The 13,189-nt window shown below is 59.8% G+C and carries 14 protein-coding genes and 1 tRNA gene; 7 read left to right on the top strand and 8 right to left on the bottom strand.

Going from position 1 to position 13,189, the window contains the following annotated elements; translation table 11 throughout:
• Nucleotides 1-192 precede the first annotated feature (192 nt).
• Nucleotides 193-756, bottom strand: a complete 564-nt coding sequence (gene ahpC, locus JL474_RS00075; protein WP_123634344.1) for an alkyl hydroperoxide reductase subunit C — start codon at nucleotides 754-756, stop codon at nucleotides 193-195.
• A 294-nt stretch (nucleotides 757-1,050) separates the two neighbouring features.
• Here ahpC and JL474_RS00070 point away from each other — a divergent pair, with 294 nt between their 5' ends.
• The 5 genes from JL474_RS00070 to JL474_RS00050 all read left to right on the top strand — a co-directional run bounded on the left by JL474_RS00070 (nucleotide 1,051) and on the right by JL474_RS00050 (nucleotide 5,705).
• A complete protein-coding gene (locus JL474_RS00070; protein ID WP_203140489.1) occupies nucleotides 1,051-1,941 on the top strand; it encodes a carbohydrate kinase family protein in 891 nt (296 codons plus the stop codon).
• Nucleotides 1,942-2,058: 117 nt separating this feature from the next.
• On the top strand, nucleotides 2,059-2,601 hold the full coding sequence (locus JL474_RS21655) for a Spy/CpxP family protein refolding chaperone (RefSeq protein ID WP_203140488.1): 543 nt from the start codon (nucleotides 2,059-2,061) through the stop codon (nucleotides 2,599-2,601).
• A gap of 152 nt (nucleotides 2,602-2,753) precedes the next feature.
• Nucleotides 2,754-3,530: a substrate-binding periplasmic protein gene (locus tag JL474_RS00060; protein WP_203140487.1), complete on the top strand. Its 777-nt coding sequence runs from the start codon at nucleotides 2,754-2,756 to the stop codon at nucleotides 3,528-3,530.
• A 182-nt stretch (nucleotides 3,531-3,712) separates the two neighbouring features.
• Nucleotides 3,713-5,284: a methyl-accepting chemotaxis protein gene (locus tag JL474_RS00055; RefSeq protein WP_203140486.1), complete on the top strand. Its 1,572-nt coding sequence runs from the start codon at nucleotides 3,713-3,715 to the stop codon at nucleotides 5,282-5,284.
• A gap of 265 nt (nucleotides 5,285-5,549) precedes the next feature.
• Nucleotides 5,550-5,705 (top strand): DUF1127 domain-containing protein, encoded by a 156-nt coding sequence (locus JL474_RS00050; RefSeq protein WP_123634348.1) that lies wholly within the window; start codon nucleotides 5,550-5,552, stop codon nucleotides 5,703-5,705.
• 336 nt (nucleotides 5,706-6,041) lie between these two features.
• On the opposite strand, the gene JL474_RS00045 is transcribed toward JL474_RS00050, so the two are convergent.
• The 3 genes from JL474_RS00045 to JL474_RS00035 form a co-directional block, all read right to left on the bottom strand.
• On the bottom strand, nucleotides 6,042-7,019 hold the full coding sequence (locus JL474_RS00045; protein ID WP_203140485.1) for a sulfotransferase domain-containing protein: 978 nt from the start codon (nucleotides 7,017-7,019) through the stop codon (nucleotides 6,042-6,044).
• Nucleotides 7,020-7,190: 171 nt separating this feature from the next.
• Nucleotides 7,191-7,991, bottom strand: a complete 801-nt coding sequence (locus JL474_RS00040; RefSeq protein WP_203140484.1) for an ABC transporter permease — start codon at nucleotides 7,989-7,991, stop codon at nucleotides 7,191-7,193.
• Nucleotides 7,978-8,598, bottom strand: coding sequence for an ABC transporter ATP-binding protein (locus JL474_RS00035; RefSeq protein WP_203140483.1), 621 nt, complete (start codon nucleotides 8,596-8,598; stop codon nucleotides 7,978-7,980). Before JL474_RS00035 ends, JL474_RS00040 begins: the two co-directional genes overlap by 14 nt.
• A 255-nt stretch (nucleotides 8,599-8,853) precedes the next feature.
• Here JL474_RS00035 and JL474_RS00030 point away from each other — a divergent pair.
• Nucleotides 8,854-8,929, top strand: a tRNA-Thr gene (locus JL474_RS00030).
• Between the two features lie 160 nt (nucleotides 8,930-9,089).
• Entirely contained in the window at nucleotides 9,090-9,362 is a 273-nt protein-coding gene (locus JL474_RS21650) for an excalibur calcium-binding domain-containing protein (RefSeq protein WP_203140482.1), read from the top strand.
• Nucleotides 9,363-9,367: 5 nt separating this feature from the next.
• Here the strand turns inward: JL474_RS21650 and JL474_RS00020 are convergent, their stop codons facing one another.
• The 4 genes from JL474_RS00020 to JL474_RS00005 form a co-directional block, all read right to left on the bottom strand.
• Nucleotides 9,368-10,336, bottom strand: coding sequence for a phage integrase (locus JL474_RS00020; protein ID WP_203140481.1), 969 nt, complete (start codon nucleotides 10,334-10,336; stop codon nucleotides 9,368-9,370).
• Nucleotides 10,333-11,595, bottom strand: a complete 1,263-nt coding sequence (locus tag JL474_RS00015) for a hypothetical protein (RefSeq protein ID WP_203140480.1) — start codon at nucleotides 11,593-11,595, stop codon at nucleotides 10,333-10,335. The genes JL474_RS00020 and JL474_RS00015 overlap by 4 nt, the downstream gene beginning before the upstream one ends.
• Before the next feature lie 127 nt (nucleotides 11,596-11,722).
• Complete coding sequence (locus JL474_RS00010) at nucleotides 11,723-12,949, bottom strand: zonular occludens toxin domain-containing protein (protein WP_203140479.1); 1,227 nt, start codon at nucleotides 12,947-12,949, stop codon at nucleotides 11,723-11,725.
• Nucleotides 12,946-13,189: DUF2523 family protein (locus tag JL474_RS00005; protein WP_203140478.1), on the bottom strand; the 244-nt coding region annotated here is incomplete at its 5' end. The genes JL474_RS00005 and JL474_RS00010, both read right to left, overlap by 4 nt.

The raw sequence follows: 13,189 nt of genomic DNA, 5'->3' as shown, positions 1-13,189 counted from the left end.
TAAATGACTGAATTCGTGAAGAATCCGTTTCGAATCTGGGTTACAAGATACGGTCGCGACCAAAAGAGCTCAAATTAATTGACCTTAAATCTGCAATAGCCATTTGCTATATAAACCCGATTTTTGTGCGATCCAGATATGAGAAAGGCCCGCAGAGCGGGCCTTTCTGAGCGTTTCACCGTGAAGGGAAACTTAGATCTTGCCGACCAGGTCCAGAGACGGAGCCAGAGTCTCTTCGCCTTCTTTCCACTTGGCCGGGCAGACTTCGCCCGGATGGTTGCGGACGTACTGAGCGGCCTTGACCTTACGCAGCAGGTCGTCGGCGTCACGGCCGATGCCTTCGGCAGTAATCTCAACGGCCTGGATGATGCCGTCCGGATCGATCAGGAACGTGGCGCGGTCTGCCAGGCCCTGGCCTTCACGCATCACACCAAAGTTGTTGGTGATGGTGCCGGTCTGGTCGCCGACCATGTAGTAGTTGATCTTGCCGATGGTCTCGGACGTATCGTGCCATGCTTTATGAGTGAAGTGGGTGTCGGTGGACACGGAGAACACTTCAACGCCCAGCTTCTGCAGCTCGTCGTACTTGTCAGCCACATCGCCCAGCTCGGTCGGGCACACGAAGGTGAAGTCGGCCGGGTAGAAGAAGAAAATCGCCCACTTGCCTTTCACATCAGCTTCAGAGATTTCAACGAACTCGCCCTGTTTGAAGGCGGTTGCGTTGAACGGTTTGATTTCGCTGTTAACAATGCCCATTTGAAATGACTCCTTGAAAATTGACTGGAACGCGTACGGTAACGGCAAGCCGCCACCGATTTAAATTGATTATTCTAAAACAACCTATAGAGCAGCCCTATATAACCGGGAAAACGTTAGGCGCGTCATGCGTTTACGCATTCGTTTGAATCCCGGTTAAAACCCGACCGCTGGCACGGATTAAGCAGTATACCTCATCACAGGCCTGATCCAGGCGTAGCTCCCAGGATGAGCCGGAACCATGACAGCTCCACTACACTGAACCCTTCCCCAACGACGCAGTGGAGCCCAGCCATGCCCCGGTCCGTGCTTATTGTTGGCGGCACGTCCGTCGACACCATCATTCATCTTGACCAGTTTCCGTCGCCCACGGCCCAGACCATCTGGCCCCGCGCCAGCTACCGGGCCCTGGGCAGTACCGGCGCCGGCAAGGCCCTTAACCTGGCCGCGCTGGGCGAGTCGGTCACGCTGCACACCCTGTTGGGCGAGGATGACGAGGCCCGATTCGTCCGCGAGCAGCTCGCCCACGATCACATCCATCTGCTGACCACCATCACGCCGGAACCCACCGAACAGCACGTCAACCTGATGGACAGCCACGGCGATCGCATATCCTTTTTCGTGCAACCGCCGCCAGAACCGACTGAAGTGAACTGGGACGGCGTGCGGGTCGCCATGGATCACTGCGACGTCGTGGTCATCAACATCCTTGCCTATGCCCGTCCCGTCCTGGCGATGGCCAGGGCCGCCGGCAAACCGGTCTGGATCGATCTGCACGACTACGACGGCCAGGATCCCTACCACCAAGCCTTTATCGAGGCGGCCGATGTCCTCTTCCTGTCCAGCGACCGGCTCCCGGACTATCGCCCGGTGATGGAATCCTTTATTGAGATGGGCAAATCCTTCGTGGTCTGCACCCACGGTCGCGATGGAGCAACCCTGCTCGATCGCAACGGCCAATGGCTGGAACAGCCGGTGTTCGATGTGGAGACGGTGGTGGACACCAACGGGGCCGGCGACGCCTTTTTCAGTGGGTTCCTGTACGGCTACAGCCGGGACGCCAGCCTGGCCGACTGCCTGAAACTGGCCGCTGCCTGCGGCGCGTTGTGCGTCGGCTCGGGCACCCTGGCCTCACCGCAGCTCACCGCCTCGCGACTTTACGAAACAGCCGGGCTGCACCCGTAAGCGCCCATTCGAAACATCCTTGACGGAAATCAACGCCTGCGCCGATCCATCGGCCTAGAGTGGGATCATCGGGCTGCGGCTCGTTGATCCTTCAAATTCGTCAGGGAGATTCCCACGGTGACTACTGCCAAGCAAAACCTGTTACGGATTATCGGCCTGTCTGCGGCACTGACCGTTTCCGGGCTCGCTGCCGGCCACGGCTTCGACGACGATGACATGCCAGGCCGGGGCTACGGCGGCATGATGGGCATGGGCAGCCCGGGCATGATGGGCGGCTCAGGCATGATGGCGGGCCCCGGCATGATGGGAGGTGCGGGCATGATGGGTGGTCCGGGCATGATGCAGGATCCCGACGACATGGGCGGCCCGGGCATGATGTACGGTTACGGGCGCGGTTACCGTGCATGGGGCAACCTGTCGGATGACCAGCGGACGGCCCTCCACAAAATCCAGCGCGACTTCCAGGCTCATCAGTGGGAGCGCATGCAGTCGATTCGTCAGGAGCGCTTCAACATGATGCGGGCCTACACCGCCGAGCCAGTGGACAAGACCGCCATCCTCGATGCGAAGAAGCGCATCAACGCCCTGCAGCTGGAGATGCTCGAGGAATCGCTGGACACCCAGGCCAAGGTCCGGTCTGAAATCGGCCAGGACCAATAACACGGCTCCGCGCCCGGCATCGGGGCGGCGTAGGTCCAATTCCTTACGCCGCTTTACAAGATCTGACAAAGAGATAGGTGCAGGAGCGCTATACTTGGGGGCGTCCTCCATTTTCCGGGCACGGACGGCCCGGCGTTCACCAGGCCCGACTCATGCGCTTATGCCTGCTGGCAAGTCTGCTCCTGCTGGCCCTGCCCTCGCTCGCCGACACCCAACGGGTGGTGGTTGGCGTGAACAATGCGCCGCCCTACCGGATCGTCGAGGGCAATCACTTCGGTGGCCTCTACATCGATATCTTCAACGAGATCGGCCGGCAACTGCACTGGGACATTACCTATAAGGAAGCCCCTTTCCGCCGTGTGCTCTGGCTGATGGAAAATGGCCGGGCTGACTTCATGCTGGGGCCGCTCAAGACCGATGAGCGGAACGGCTACATGGACTTCGTGGTCCAGGCCTTTCCGGCCGAGCGACGCCTGTTCTTCTTTCGCGACCCGGAAAACCGGATCACCCGCTACGCCGACCTGAAAGGCAAGACCATCGGCGTCTTGCGCGGCAGCAGCTATTTCCCGCGCTTCGACGATGACGACAGCCTGGTCAAGATTGCCGCAACCCGTTACGAAAACCTGATGCGCATGCTGGCCCAACGGCACGTAGACGTGGTGATTGCGCCAGAGCTGGTCGGGCTCTATACCGTCGAACATTTCGACATCGATGTCAGCGTGTCGCCCTACACGGTGGACGGCAAGGCCTCGTGGATTGCCATCTCCCGCAAATCCCCGCTGATGATGCAGGCCGATGCCATCCGCGATGCCATGGACACATTCCGCCAAACGCCGCGGTACCACAACCTGATCCAGAAATACCGCACCGGAGTGATCGATGCACCGGCACTGCTTCAGGTCAACAACCAGACACGGGTCGACCAGTAATCCCCCCTCACCGATCAACCATCCGCATTTACGAACCCTGCGCAAATTTGATGCATGCGATTCAACAGCTAACCTATTGAATACACCCTCAACTCTTCGGGCGGGAAAAGGACCCTCTCCCGCCGGCTCAACGTGAGTGAACACAGGACCACCGTGATAACAGTACAGAGAGGATCTCAGCCATGTTGTCGCAAACCCTGAACCGCATTTCCGTCGGCAAGAAACTGGTCGCCGGCTTTTTCATCCTCGTTACCCTGACCATCGTGATCTCCGTGACCGGCGCCCTGGCACTGAAGAGCTACGCCGATCGCTCTCGAATCGTTGCCGGTGTGGGAGACATCAAGTCCGCCCTGCTGGAAGCCCGGACCCATCAGCGCAGTTTCCAGGTGCGCCGCGAATCCCAGTACATCGAAGAGGCCGGGAAAAGCGCACAGGAAGCCGCCGATATTGCCCAGGGGCTTCGCGCTGAACTGGTCGTACCCGCCGATCACGACCGCATTGATCTCATCATCGACAACGCCACCCGCTACGAGACGCTGCTCGCGGATTACCGCAAAGCACTGGGCACCTTTGGCAGCGACGCCAGCGCCGTGGAATCCCAATTGAACGACACCGCCGGCGAAGCCATTGCCACCGCCATGGAACTGCGCCAGATCCAGCTTGGGCGAATGGACGCGGACTACAACAGCGCCCTGACCACGATTATCGTCACCTCCATCGTCGCCGCCGTTGTCGCGTCACTGCTGGGCTGGGCCATGACCCGCTCCATCACCCGCCCCATCCGGGAAAGCCTGGCCATCGCTGATGCCGTGGCCGAAGGCGATCTGACCGTCGACACCAGCAGCGACCGGGGCGACGAGTTCGGGCAGCTGCTCAACGCCTTCGGGCGCATGACGCGCAGTCTGCGCAAACTGGTCCGGGAGATCGACAGCGGCGCCACCAGCATCGGCTCGGCAGCCGAAGAACTCTCGACCGTCACCCAGCAAACCAGCGCCGCCGTGGAAAACCAGCGGGACAAGACCGACCAGGTGGCCACCGCCATGAACCAGATGGCCGCAACCGTCAGCGAAGTGGCCCGCAGCGCCGAGTCGGCCTTCGAGACGGCCAAGACCGCCAACGACAAATCGGCCCACGGCGACCACGCCGTCCGGGAGACCCTGGAAAACGTCGCCGACCTGAAGACCCAGATCGACAACGTCATGGAGGAAATGCTGGGCCTGCAGTCCGAGACCCAGAACATCGCCACCATCCTGGACGTCATCAAGGCGGTGGCCGAACAGACCAACCTGCTGGCCCTGAACGCCGCCATCGAGGCCGCCCGGGCCGGCGAGCATGGTCGCGGGTTTGCGGTGGTGGCCGACGAGGTGCGATCGCTGGCCCGGCGCACCCAGGACTCTGCCACCGAGATCGAAACGCTCATCACCAACCTGGTCACCAGCGCCGACACTTCGAAAACCAGCATGGAGCGCGGTACGGAACTGGCCGGGCAAACGCTGGCCCGCGCCGAGTCCACCCGGGAGACCATCCACGATGTCGTGCAGTCGGTGGAGGAAATCCGTCAGTACAACCACCAGATCGCCACCGCGGCGGAACAACAGGCGGCCGTGGCCGAGGACATCAACCGCAACGTCACGGACATTCGAGAAGGTGGCGAGCAGACCGCCAGCGCCACCCAGCAGGTCTCCGCCTCCAGCACCGAACTGGCCCGCCTGGCGGAAAACCTCACGCGTCAGATCGCCCGTTTTCAGGTCTGAAAAACGGCCATACCGAAGCCACTACAACCGAGGGGGTAGTGGCTTTTCCGTATCCCGGAAAGCGACCTCTTCGGGTTTCTACGAATTGCGTTTTTTCGCCCGAATCACCCAGAATTCAAAATTCCGCAACACCGCCAAATCTCCCCCAAGTTACTAAAATAAAAGAAGATAAGTGTTTCTAGGTATATCCAGAAAAAACTTCGCGACCTATCATATTGTCATCCTAAACCAAACCTCCAAACGTTAATGAGAAGGAGACAATCTGATGAAAAAAGTCATGGGTGTTTACAGCAAGTGGAGAAAGAAAAGAGACTTCGCTTTCATGGTCAGCCGCATGGACGACCGCCTGCTGAAAGACGTAGGCTACTCCCGCGAACAGGCCGCGTACCGTCTGAGCCAGCCGTTCTGGAAGTTTGACTGATAGAACACGGCCCTGACGGCCAACAAAGCCTTTCGTGAGGATCACGGAAGCACCGTCCCCAGCCGGTAGATCGCAGTGTGCCGCATAAGCCACTGGATTCCGGGGACACACAAGGCCCACGATTCCACACACACCGGGCCTGTCACCATACCGGCAAAAGCGAAGAAAAACGGGGTAGGTTGAGCAGTGATGCTTTACCTGCCCCACAATAACCTCCCCTCCCCGTTCCCTGTTTCCCTCTGTTTTTCACTACCGCCCAACATCATCGCCCGAGCCATGACATCAAAGACGGTGGTGGAACACGTCGAGCCCTACACGCCCGCTGACGGGGCAGATTCAGGCCACCGCGGCCGGTCTCATCAACACGCCGGCGTCCGGCATGGACGCGTCGTTATATAAGCCATCAAAACCAAACGCCTCAAGGAGGCGCAGCCCGTCGTCAATCCGCTGGGGGTCGATTTCGTTCTTCCAGGACGTCACCGGCGACGACCCGGCCTTGAAGCTGGTCTCCTGCTTGACCACACGGCTGGGGCGCCTGATCAGGTCGTCGTCCAGTTTGACGTGACAATCCTCACCGTTGCGGATAAAGCGGAACAGTCGGGAAATCTCGCCTTCGGGATCCGCATAGATCTGCTCGTAGAAACACACATGGAGGTCGTCCGGCGCAAACTGCTGCAGGGGCACGTAGTTGACGATGGCCCAGATCAGAACCTGGTTGAGGATGAAATCACCGCGGGCACTGGTCTGGCGGATCAGGTCTTCGAACGGCGCCAGGAAGTCTTCCCGCAACGCCGGCTGGTTCAGCAGGTCCAGTGGCTCATCGCCCCAGAACCAGTCCCGTTTCTTGTACTTCGACGCCGCCACCGCAAACGGATTGCGGATCAGCAGCACCGGCCGCACCCGCGGAAATGCCTGGCACGCCGCGTAGCACATCAGGTTGGCGAAAATATCCTTTACCAGCAGGCCTTCGTAGACCAACGCCTTGTTGCCGAAATCGACCCGCGGATCGCAGAACCCGCCGCTGAGTATCGAACCCATCAGGTCGCGTAAACGATCGTCCATGGCGCCGGGGCGGCAATATTGGTGCGGCTGCACAAAGCTCGCCGCCTTCACCAGTTGCGGATGCAGGGGTTCGAACATCTCCCGGAACCGGCCATCGTGGTTGACCAGGTCGGACACCCAGGTGGTGCCGCTGCGCCCATCCCCCACAATCCACACCACATCCCGGTAATTGCCCAACGCCCGATTGGCCCGGAAAACCATACGTTTACCGAAGTTCGTCGCCTTCGTACGAAGCCTGCCCGTGTTGCTCATCGTGACCTTGCTCCCTGGTCGGAATAATGAATCAGCCCCTGGCGCGCGCCTGTTGGAACGCAACGACCGGCAACCCACGGACTCCCTTCTCGGCGCCGGGCCGGGCTGTTATCACTGCTTTAATCAGTCATACCAAATCTGTGCCAACAGACAAACCCTGTCGACATGTCTTCATCGTGGCAACGTCAAGCGATCCAGCCGCAGCCGCTCACGGTCATCAAACAAACGGCGGCTGCCCCAGGCCACCGCCATCACCGAACCGAAGCCCGAGCCGACCGTGATCGCGAACATCACCATGATCTGGTATTTCACGGCCACGCCCGGCGGGCTGCCCGCCAGGATCTGGCCGGTCATCATGCCCGGCAAGCTGACAATGCCGGCGGCGGCCATGGCATTGATGGACGGCATCATGCCGCTGCGCATGGCGTCCCGGCGGATATCGCCCACCGCTTCCCGCCAGGGCTGGCCCAGCATCAACCGGGACTCGATCACCGCGCGCTGGCGCCAGATGGTTTCCGTCAACCGGTCCAGGCACAGCGCTATGCCGGTCATCGCGTTACCCAGAATCATCCCCAACAACGGAATGGCGTACTGGGGCTCGTACCAGGGCTGGGGCCCGATCACCACCGCCAACAGGAAAACCGTCACCGTAAACGACGAAATGAACATGGCGCCGGTGCCCAGCCCAAACGCCCAGGGCCCCCGCAACCGGCGATTCTGGCGGGCCATCACCTCGCGACCGGCCACCAGAAGCATGACCACCGCCATCAGCAGGACCCAGACCGGGCTGCCGGACGCAAACAACGCCTCCAACACCAAGCCGATCAACGACAACTGCACCGCCGTGCGCACCGCCGCGATCAGCAGGCTGCGGGTCATGCCCAGGCGTCCCAGATAAATCGTCGCCGCTAACAGCAGCACCAGGATGGCGGTCAGCGCCAGCTTCCACCAGGCCAGGTCAATCACGTTCATGGACGACCTCCACACCGGCCCCAACCAGCCGAACGTGACGATCCGCCACCCGACGGATCTGCTCCGGATCGTGCGCCACCCAGAGCACCGCGATCCGGCGCTCCCGAATCCGCTCAAGGAGCCAGCGCTCGGTCGTCCGGACGCGCTCCGCATCCAGGTTGCTGGTGGGTTCATCCAGCAGCAACACATTGGGCTTCAGCACCAGCGCCCGCAACAACGCCAGACGCTGGCGCTCCCCCGTTGAAAGTCGACTCACCGACCACCCGTCAACATCCGGGCCGAACCCCAGGGCGGCCAACTCGTCGCCGGGCAAGACGCCCGGAAAATGCTCACCGACAGAATCGAACCACCACTGACTGTCCGCCGGCACCATCATGACGCGGCGCCGCCACAGATGCGCCGGCATCGACGTCTGGTCTTCACCCGCCAGCCGAATGACGCCGGTGTGCGCCTCGATATCCGCCACGGCGCGCAGCAACCGGCTCTTGCCAGCGCCGGACGGCCCGGACAGGCAAACCACCTCACCCGGAGCCACGCACAACGACACCGCGCTCAGCGCACCCACGGCCACATTCTCCAGGGCCAGACCACCCGGTTTTTCTTCCATAAAAGCAGGACGACGTTTTGTGATGGGAATCCGAGCCAGTGTAGCCAAAAAACGCCACACGGGCAGATTGTTACAGGGTATGCCGCCGACCGTAAGGCGATGATGCCACTGGTCCGTGGCGGAACGGTGACAGCGTCACGGAATGTACATCAAGAGAGATGACGTGGACGGTTGAAGTGGTATTATCCAGTCGGTTAATTTATGGGCAGTCACCCTTGGCACCCTACCCTTCGGGTCGCCAACACACCGCAACATGCCGGGATAGCTCAGTAGGTAGAGCAGGGCATTCGTAATGCTCAGGTCGCAGGTTCGACTCCTGTTCCCGGCACCATTTTTCAATGACTTACACCCTTCCCTTTTTCGCTTTTGTCCCGATTGTCCCCTTTTTGACTACCCAGCTAAACGGGCGACTGCAAATGTTGTAGTATCCAGCCTTCAATCGCTCGAACTTCGAATCGAGTTTTCACGATTCACCCATCAAGGAAGGACTGGTGAAGAACCTCCTCATCGTTGCACTCATTGCTGCAGGCATTTGGACATTCCTGAAAAAGAATCCAGAACTCAATCCACTGCGAAGTGAGCCAGAGATTCAATACTCAACGGCCGACACAGTCCCCAATTCACGATTTTCATGCGATGGACGGCAATACTGCGGCCAAATGACTTCCAGGGCTGAAGCCGAGTTCTTCACTCGCCATTGTCCCAACACCAAAATGGACGGCGATCACGATGGCATTCCATGTGAAAACGATACACGGTTCTAATCCCTTCAATCCTTTGAGGCCATCGCGGTCAACGGCGACAACCTGACTGCCGACTCCAGATGGTCCGGGGCAAGGTGGGCATAGCGCATGGTCATCGTGATGTTCGCATGGCCCAGGATGCGCTGCAGCGTCAGTAGATCGCCTCCGTTCATCATAAAGTGACTGGCGAAGGTGTGCCGCAGGATGTGGGTCAGTTGTCGCGGTGTCTGGAAACCACATCGACCGTATGCCGACCTGAAGGCGGAACTGCACGACAGGAACAAACGCCCAGGGCCCGGTAATGCTTCGGCGATCACGTCGGCCTGGATGGCCGGATCAATCGGAACCGCCCTGCTTTTTCCGTTCTTCGTGTTCCTGAATAGCACCTTCCCCGGCAGGAAGGCGGACTGCGTTAGTGATTCGGCTTCACTCCATCGGGCACCGGTAGCCAGACAGATCATGGCGACAGGCCAGCAATGCGGGTTCGAACTGGCGCGACATTCCTGTAGGAGCCGTTCGCACTGCTCGATGGTCAGGAACGTCATTTCCCGTTCCTGGGTGCGAATCTGCCGAACCTTGCCAATCGGGTTGGTCTTCAGGTGGCCGATACGGATCATTTCGGAGAAGACGGACGACAGGAAGCGCTGCTCCTGATTCACCGTGACCGGATTGACCTGTTGTAGGCGTCGGGTCCGGTATTCCATCCAGTCGCTGGCCGTGAAGTCCTGGACCCGGGGATCGTTCAGGCGCTCACAGATCGCATAGGTGCGAGCGACACGACGCTTGGCGTCAGAAAGTGTGTGGCCGTGGTAGTCGAACCACAGTTTGACCAGATCGCTCAGGCGTTCCCGGCGGACGCTTTCCTTGCGGCCATAGTCGCGGATGAACTGCACGGCATCGAGGCGGGCTTTGAATCCACGTTTTCGGACCCGTGGGCCCTTCTTCCCTTCCGGGTAGAAGTCGACTTTCCAGCCGTTGCCGTCCTTTTTGATCATGCCGCAACCTTACCGAGTAATCGTCGCTTCACCAGTCCATCCCTGACGAGCTGATACAGCTCGTTTTCGTAGATCTCCCGTCGTCGGTAGTAATTGCACAGGTCTTCCCATAGGCCGCTTTTCTTGAGGCAGTCCCAGGCCTGTTTAACGCTGAACTGGTTGCGGGCGTAGATCGACAGGAGATTGCCGAAGGCCAGGGAGACGTTCTTTTCGTTGCCGCAACCCGGCTGCTTTTTTACGCGTTTGTAGTGGATCGGCGGGGCCGCATGACCGAAATTCACGTCCTCGCGCAGTTTGGTCCAGATCGGGTGGACCCACTCGCGTTTGGCTTCATAGCGGTTGGCACCCAGGGCGTGTTGCCACAGGCCGGTCAGGTGTTTGTTGGCGTGGGCGAAGGTGTAGATCGGATCGATGCCGGATGTGCCCTGCCAGATCTCGTTGACGATGCGGTGATGGAAGCGGACTTCCAGTCGCCAGACGGGCAGTTCCGGGTCGTAGCAGGTTTCCGGGAAACTCTTTTCACTGACGGCACATTCCCAGATGCCTTCCATAAACGCGCGTTTGTCGCTGACGTCGATCTCTTTGCTCTTGTCGTACAGGCACACCTGCAGGCTGTTGGCCTTGCCGAAGGTGTAGGTTTCTCCGCGTCCGTTCACGGTTGCGCCATCGAGGCCCTGGAAGTGAAGATCGCTGATGCCGTTGTGGACGCTGACGGTTTTGGCGCGGGTAACGAAGTGACTGGCGAAGTCTTCAGGAGGTTGCCAGCCCTGAAAGTCACAGGCCAGATGGATGGCAATACCGGTGGGTTTGATGGCTTCGAGGAAGTGCATGCCCCATTCGGTCAGCTCGTCGCACAGTTCGTCGGTGCCGCGTTCGTAGATCCAGCGGGGTGAACACTCAATCTTCAGGTGTGAGCCATAGCTTTCTGGTTCCCTGTAGAAACTGCCCACAAGGATCGTGAGGCCGTATTCACGATTTTGCAGAAGGTAGCGGTAACCCCCACGTTTGCCCGACTGAACCTTAAAATCGATCCCTTTGATCGAGACCTGGGCATCGATGCCGGATTCATAGGCGGCGATCACTTCGGCAATCACCTGGGGTCGGAGCTTACCTTCGTAAAGCTGTCGGATCGTATCGACACCGGTCCAGAGGACGTTGATGTGTTCGAGGTCGATCTGTTGGCCGTCAGGACCGATAAACAGATCCCCTTTCCCCAGTTCGCCGGTGCTGATGTTGATCCTGTCGAAGTCTTTAATCATCTGTTGTTCCTTTTTGTCCAGTTTTGAACCGGTGTCTCGGTTCCTATCAGACGTGTTACAGGGACGTCTGTGTCGCGCTCCCACCCGGCGCGCGTGCCTCGCTCGCTGCGATTACTCGCTCCGCTCCTCACGCGCCCCGGGCGGGTTCTGTGGGTGTTTCTTTGGTGTCGCCACTGCTTCCTCCCAGGGATCTGCCGTCCGCCTGGAGCCGTCGTTTGTCGTTGCTGGAACAGCTCAGCAGGCGGGTGCGGTTGCCGTAGATGAGCTTTCCGAAGCAGTTGCCGATGGGGAAATAGGTGTAGCCCAGCTGGCCGAGCTTTTCCGGGGTGAGGAAGACGACGTCGCCGTCCTGGCTGGCTTCGATCTGGGTCGTGCCGTTGATGCTGCCGACGATCGCGAGGCGGTAGCCCTGGAAGGGGTCGTTCAGAGGATAATCTTCAGGACGCTGGTAGTGCAGTAGAGCACCAGAACCATCAGCCCTAACCGAAGCAGGATTCGGGTCAGCAGGTACATGATCAGGCGCTTGGCCGTTCTGAGTATGGCCCGGATGACCGTCCGGATGGCTTTGAGTACCGGCCGGATCCGTCGGTTCAAGAATCTCAGGGCTTCCGTCACGAAATACAAAGGCCAGTACAGCCACGAGAATGCTAACGAGCAGTAGTACTCGAGGATTTGCGAGCAGGCTTTTACCCGCTTTTGAACCCTGGTGGAGCCCTGTATCCGTTGAATCGTAGAGCTTAAACGCGTCTTTACTGATCCGGAGGGTGCCGACGGAGATTGCGTCGGAGACGCTGAAGCCGTTTTTCTGGGCATCGTGTTGGACCTCTTTGATGACTCGGAACTTTTCGGAGAGTTTGCCGAGGTTGCGGTGGCGGTAGGCCATTTCGGTGGTGCCGCGGATGTCGTCCCGGATGCCCTTGATGTTGGGCGTGGTGAGGACGATGTCCCAGTTGTAGTGGCGGTGCATTTCCCAGGCGCTCATCCAGTCGGGCGGGCGGCCCGCTTCGGCGGCGGCGTCGTCGCCTCCCGGGTAACTGAGGGCTTTCAGTTCCTTTTCCCGCCACGCTTTGGGGAACAGGGAGCTGGCTTCGTCGAAGACCAGTAGCGCCCCTTTGGGCACCCAGTGGAACCAGTTGGCCATGCGCTGTTTGCCGTCGGTGGTGCTGGTGTCGACGTTGATGACGTCGAGGGTTTCCGGGAGATCCGGGAAGTGGTCGTAGCACCGTTCCAGGGTGAAGCCCCGGATGTTGGTGACGACGGTGCGGCCTTCTTTGATCGCGGGGATCATGTAGAGGTCGACGGCGGAGGCGCTTTTCATGGCGCCGTTGCTGCCGTGGCGGATGACGATGCTCATAGGCTCCACCCCATGAAGCGCATGACGAACCGGGTCACGAAGGCATTGAGGACGATGTTGACGGCGTCGGGGACGCGCAAGTAGGTGAGCCAGCCGAGGATGTAGCTGTCGAGGCTGGACCAGGCCTGGTTAAGCTGGTCGGTGATGGTGAGCTGATCAAGGGCGGCTTTGGCGACGCCCCAGGAGAACTGGACAGCCCAGCCCATGAATTGGATTTTGGCGACGGTGGCCTGGGTGATG

Source organism: Marinobacter mangrovi, from assembly GCF_016798325.1.
GTDB lineage: Bacteria > Pseudomonadota > Gammaproteobacteria > Pseudomonadales > Oleiphilaceae > Marinobacter_A > Marinobacter_A mangrovi.
The sequence above is the reverse complement of the archived record's forward strand: the minus strand, read 5'-3'. Positions and strand labels throughout refer to the sequence as shown.

Coding starts and splice junctions, on each gene's coding strand:
- JL474_RS00055 (WP_203140486.1), top strand. CDS start 3,713: ATGTTGTCGCAAACCCTGAACCGCATTTCCGTCGGCAAGAAACTGGTC.
- JL474_RS00035 (WP_203140483.1), bottom strand. CDS start 8,598: ATGGAAGAAAAACCGGGTGGTCTGGCCCTGGAGAATGTGGCCGTGGGT.
- JL474_RS00020 (WP_203140481.1), bottom strand. CDS start 10,336: ATGATCAAAAAGGACGGCAACGGCTGGAAAGTCGACTTCTACCCGGAA.
- JL474_RS00010 (WP_203140479.1), bottom strand. CDS start 12,949: ATGAGCATCGTCATCCGCCACGGCAGCAACGGCGCCATGAAAAGCGCC.
- JL474_RS00015 (WP_203140480.1), bottom strand. CDS start 11,595: ATGATTAAAGACTTCGACAGGATCAACATCAGCACCGGCGAACTGGGG.
- JL474_RS00040 (WP_203140484.1), bottom strand. CDS start 7,991: ATGAACGTGATTGACCTGGCCTGGTGGAAGCTGGCGCTGACCGCCATC.
- JL474_RS00060 (WP_203140487.1), top strand. CDS start 2,754: ATGCGCTTATGCCTGCTGGCAAGTCTGCTCCTGCTGGCCCTGCCCTCG.
- JL474_RS00050 (WP_123634348.1), top strand. CDS start 5,550: ATGAAAAAAGTCATGGGTGTTTACAGCAAGTGGAGAAAGAAAAGAGAC.
- JL474_RS00045 (WP_203140485.1), bottom strand. CDS start 7,019: ATGAGCAACACGGGCAGGCTTCGTACGAAGGCGACGAACTTCGGTAAA.
- ahpC (WP_123634344.1), bottom strand. CDS start 756: ATGGGCATTGTTAACAGCGAAATCAAACCGTTCAACGCAACCGCCTTC.
- JL474_RS00070 (WP_203140489.1), top strand. CDS start 1,051: ATGCCCCGGTCCGTGCTTATTGTTGGCGGCACGTCCGTCGACACCATC.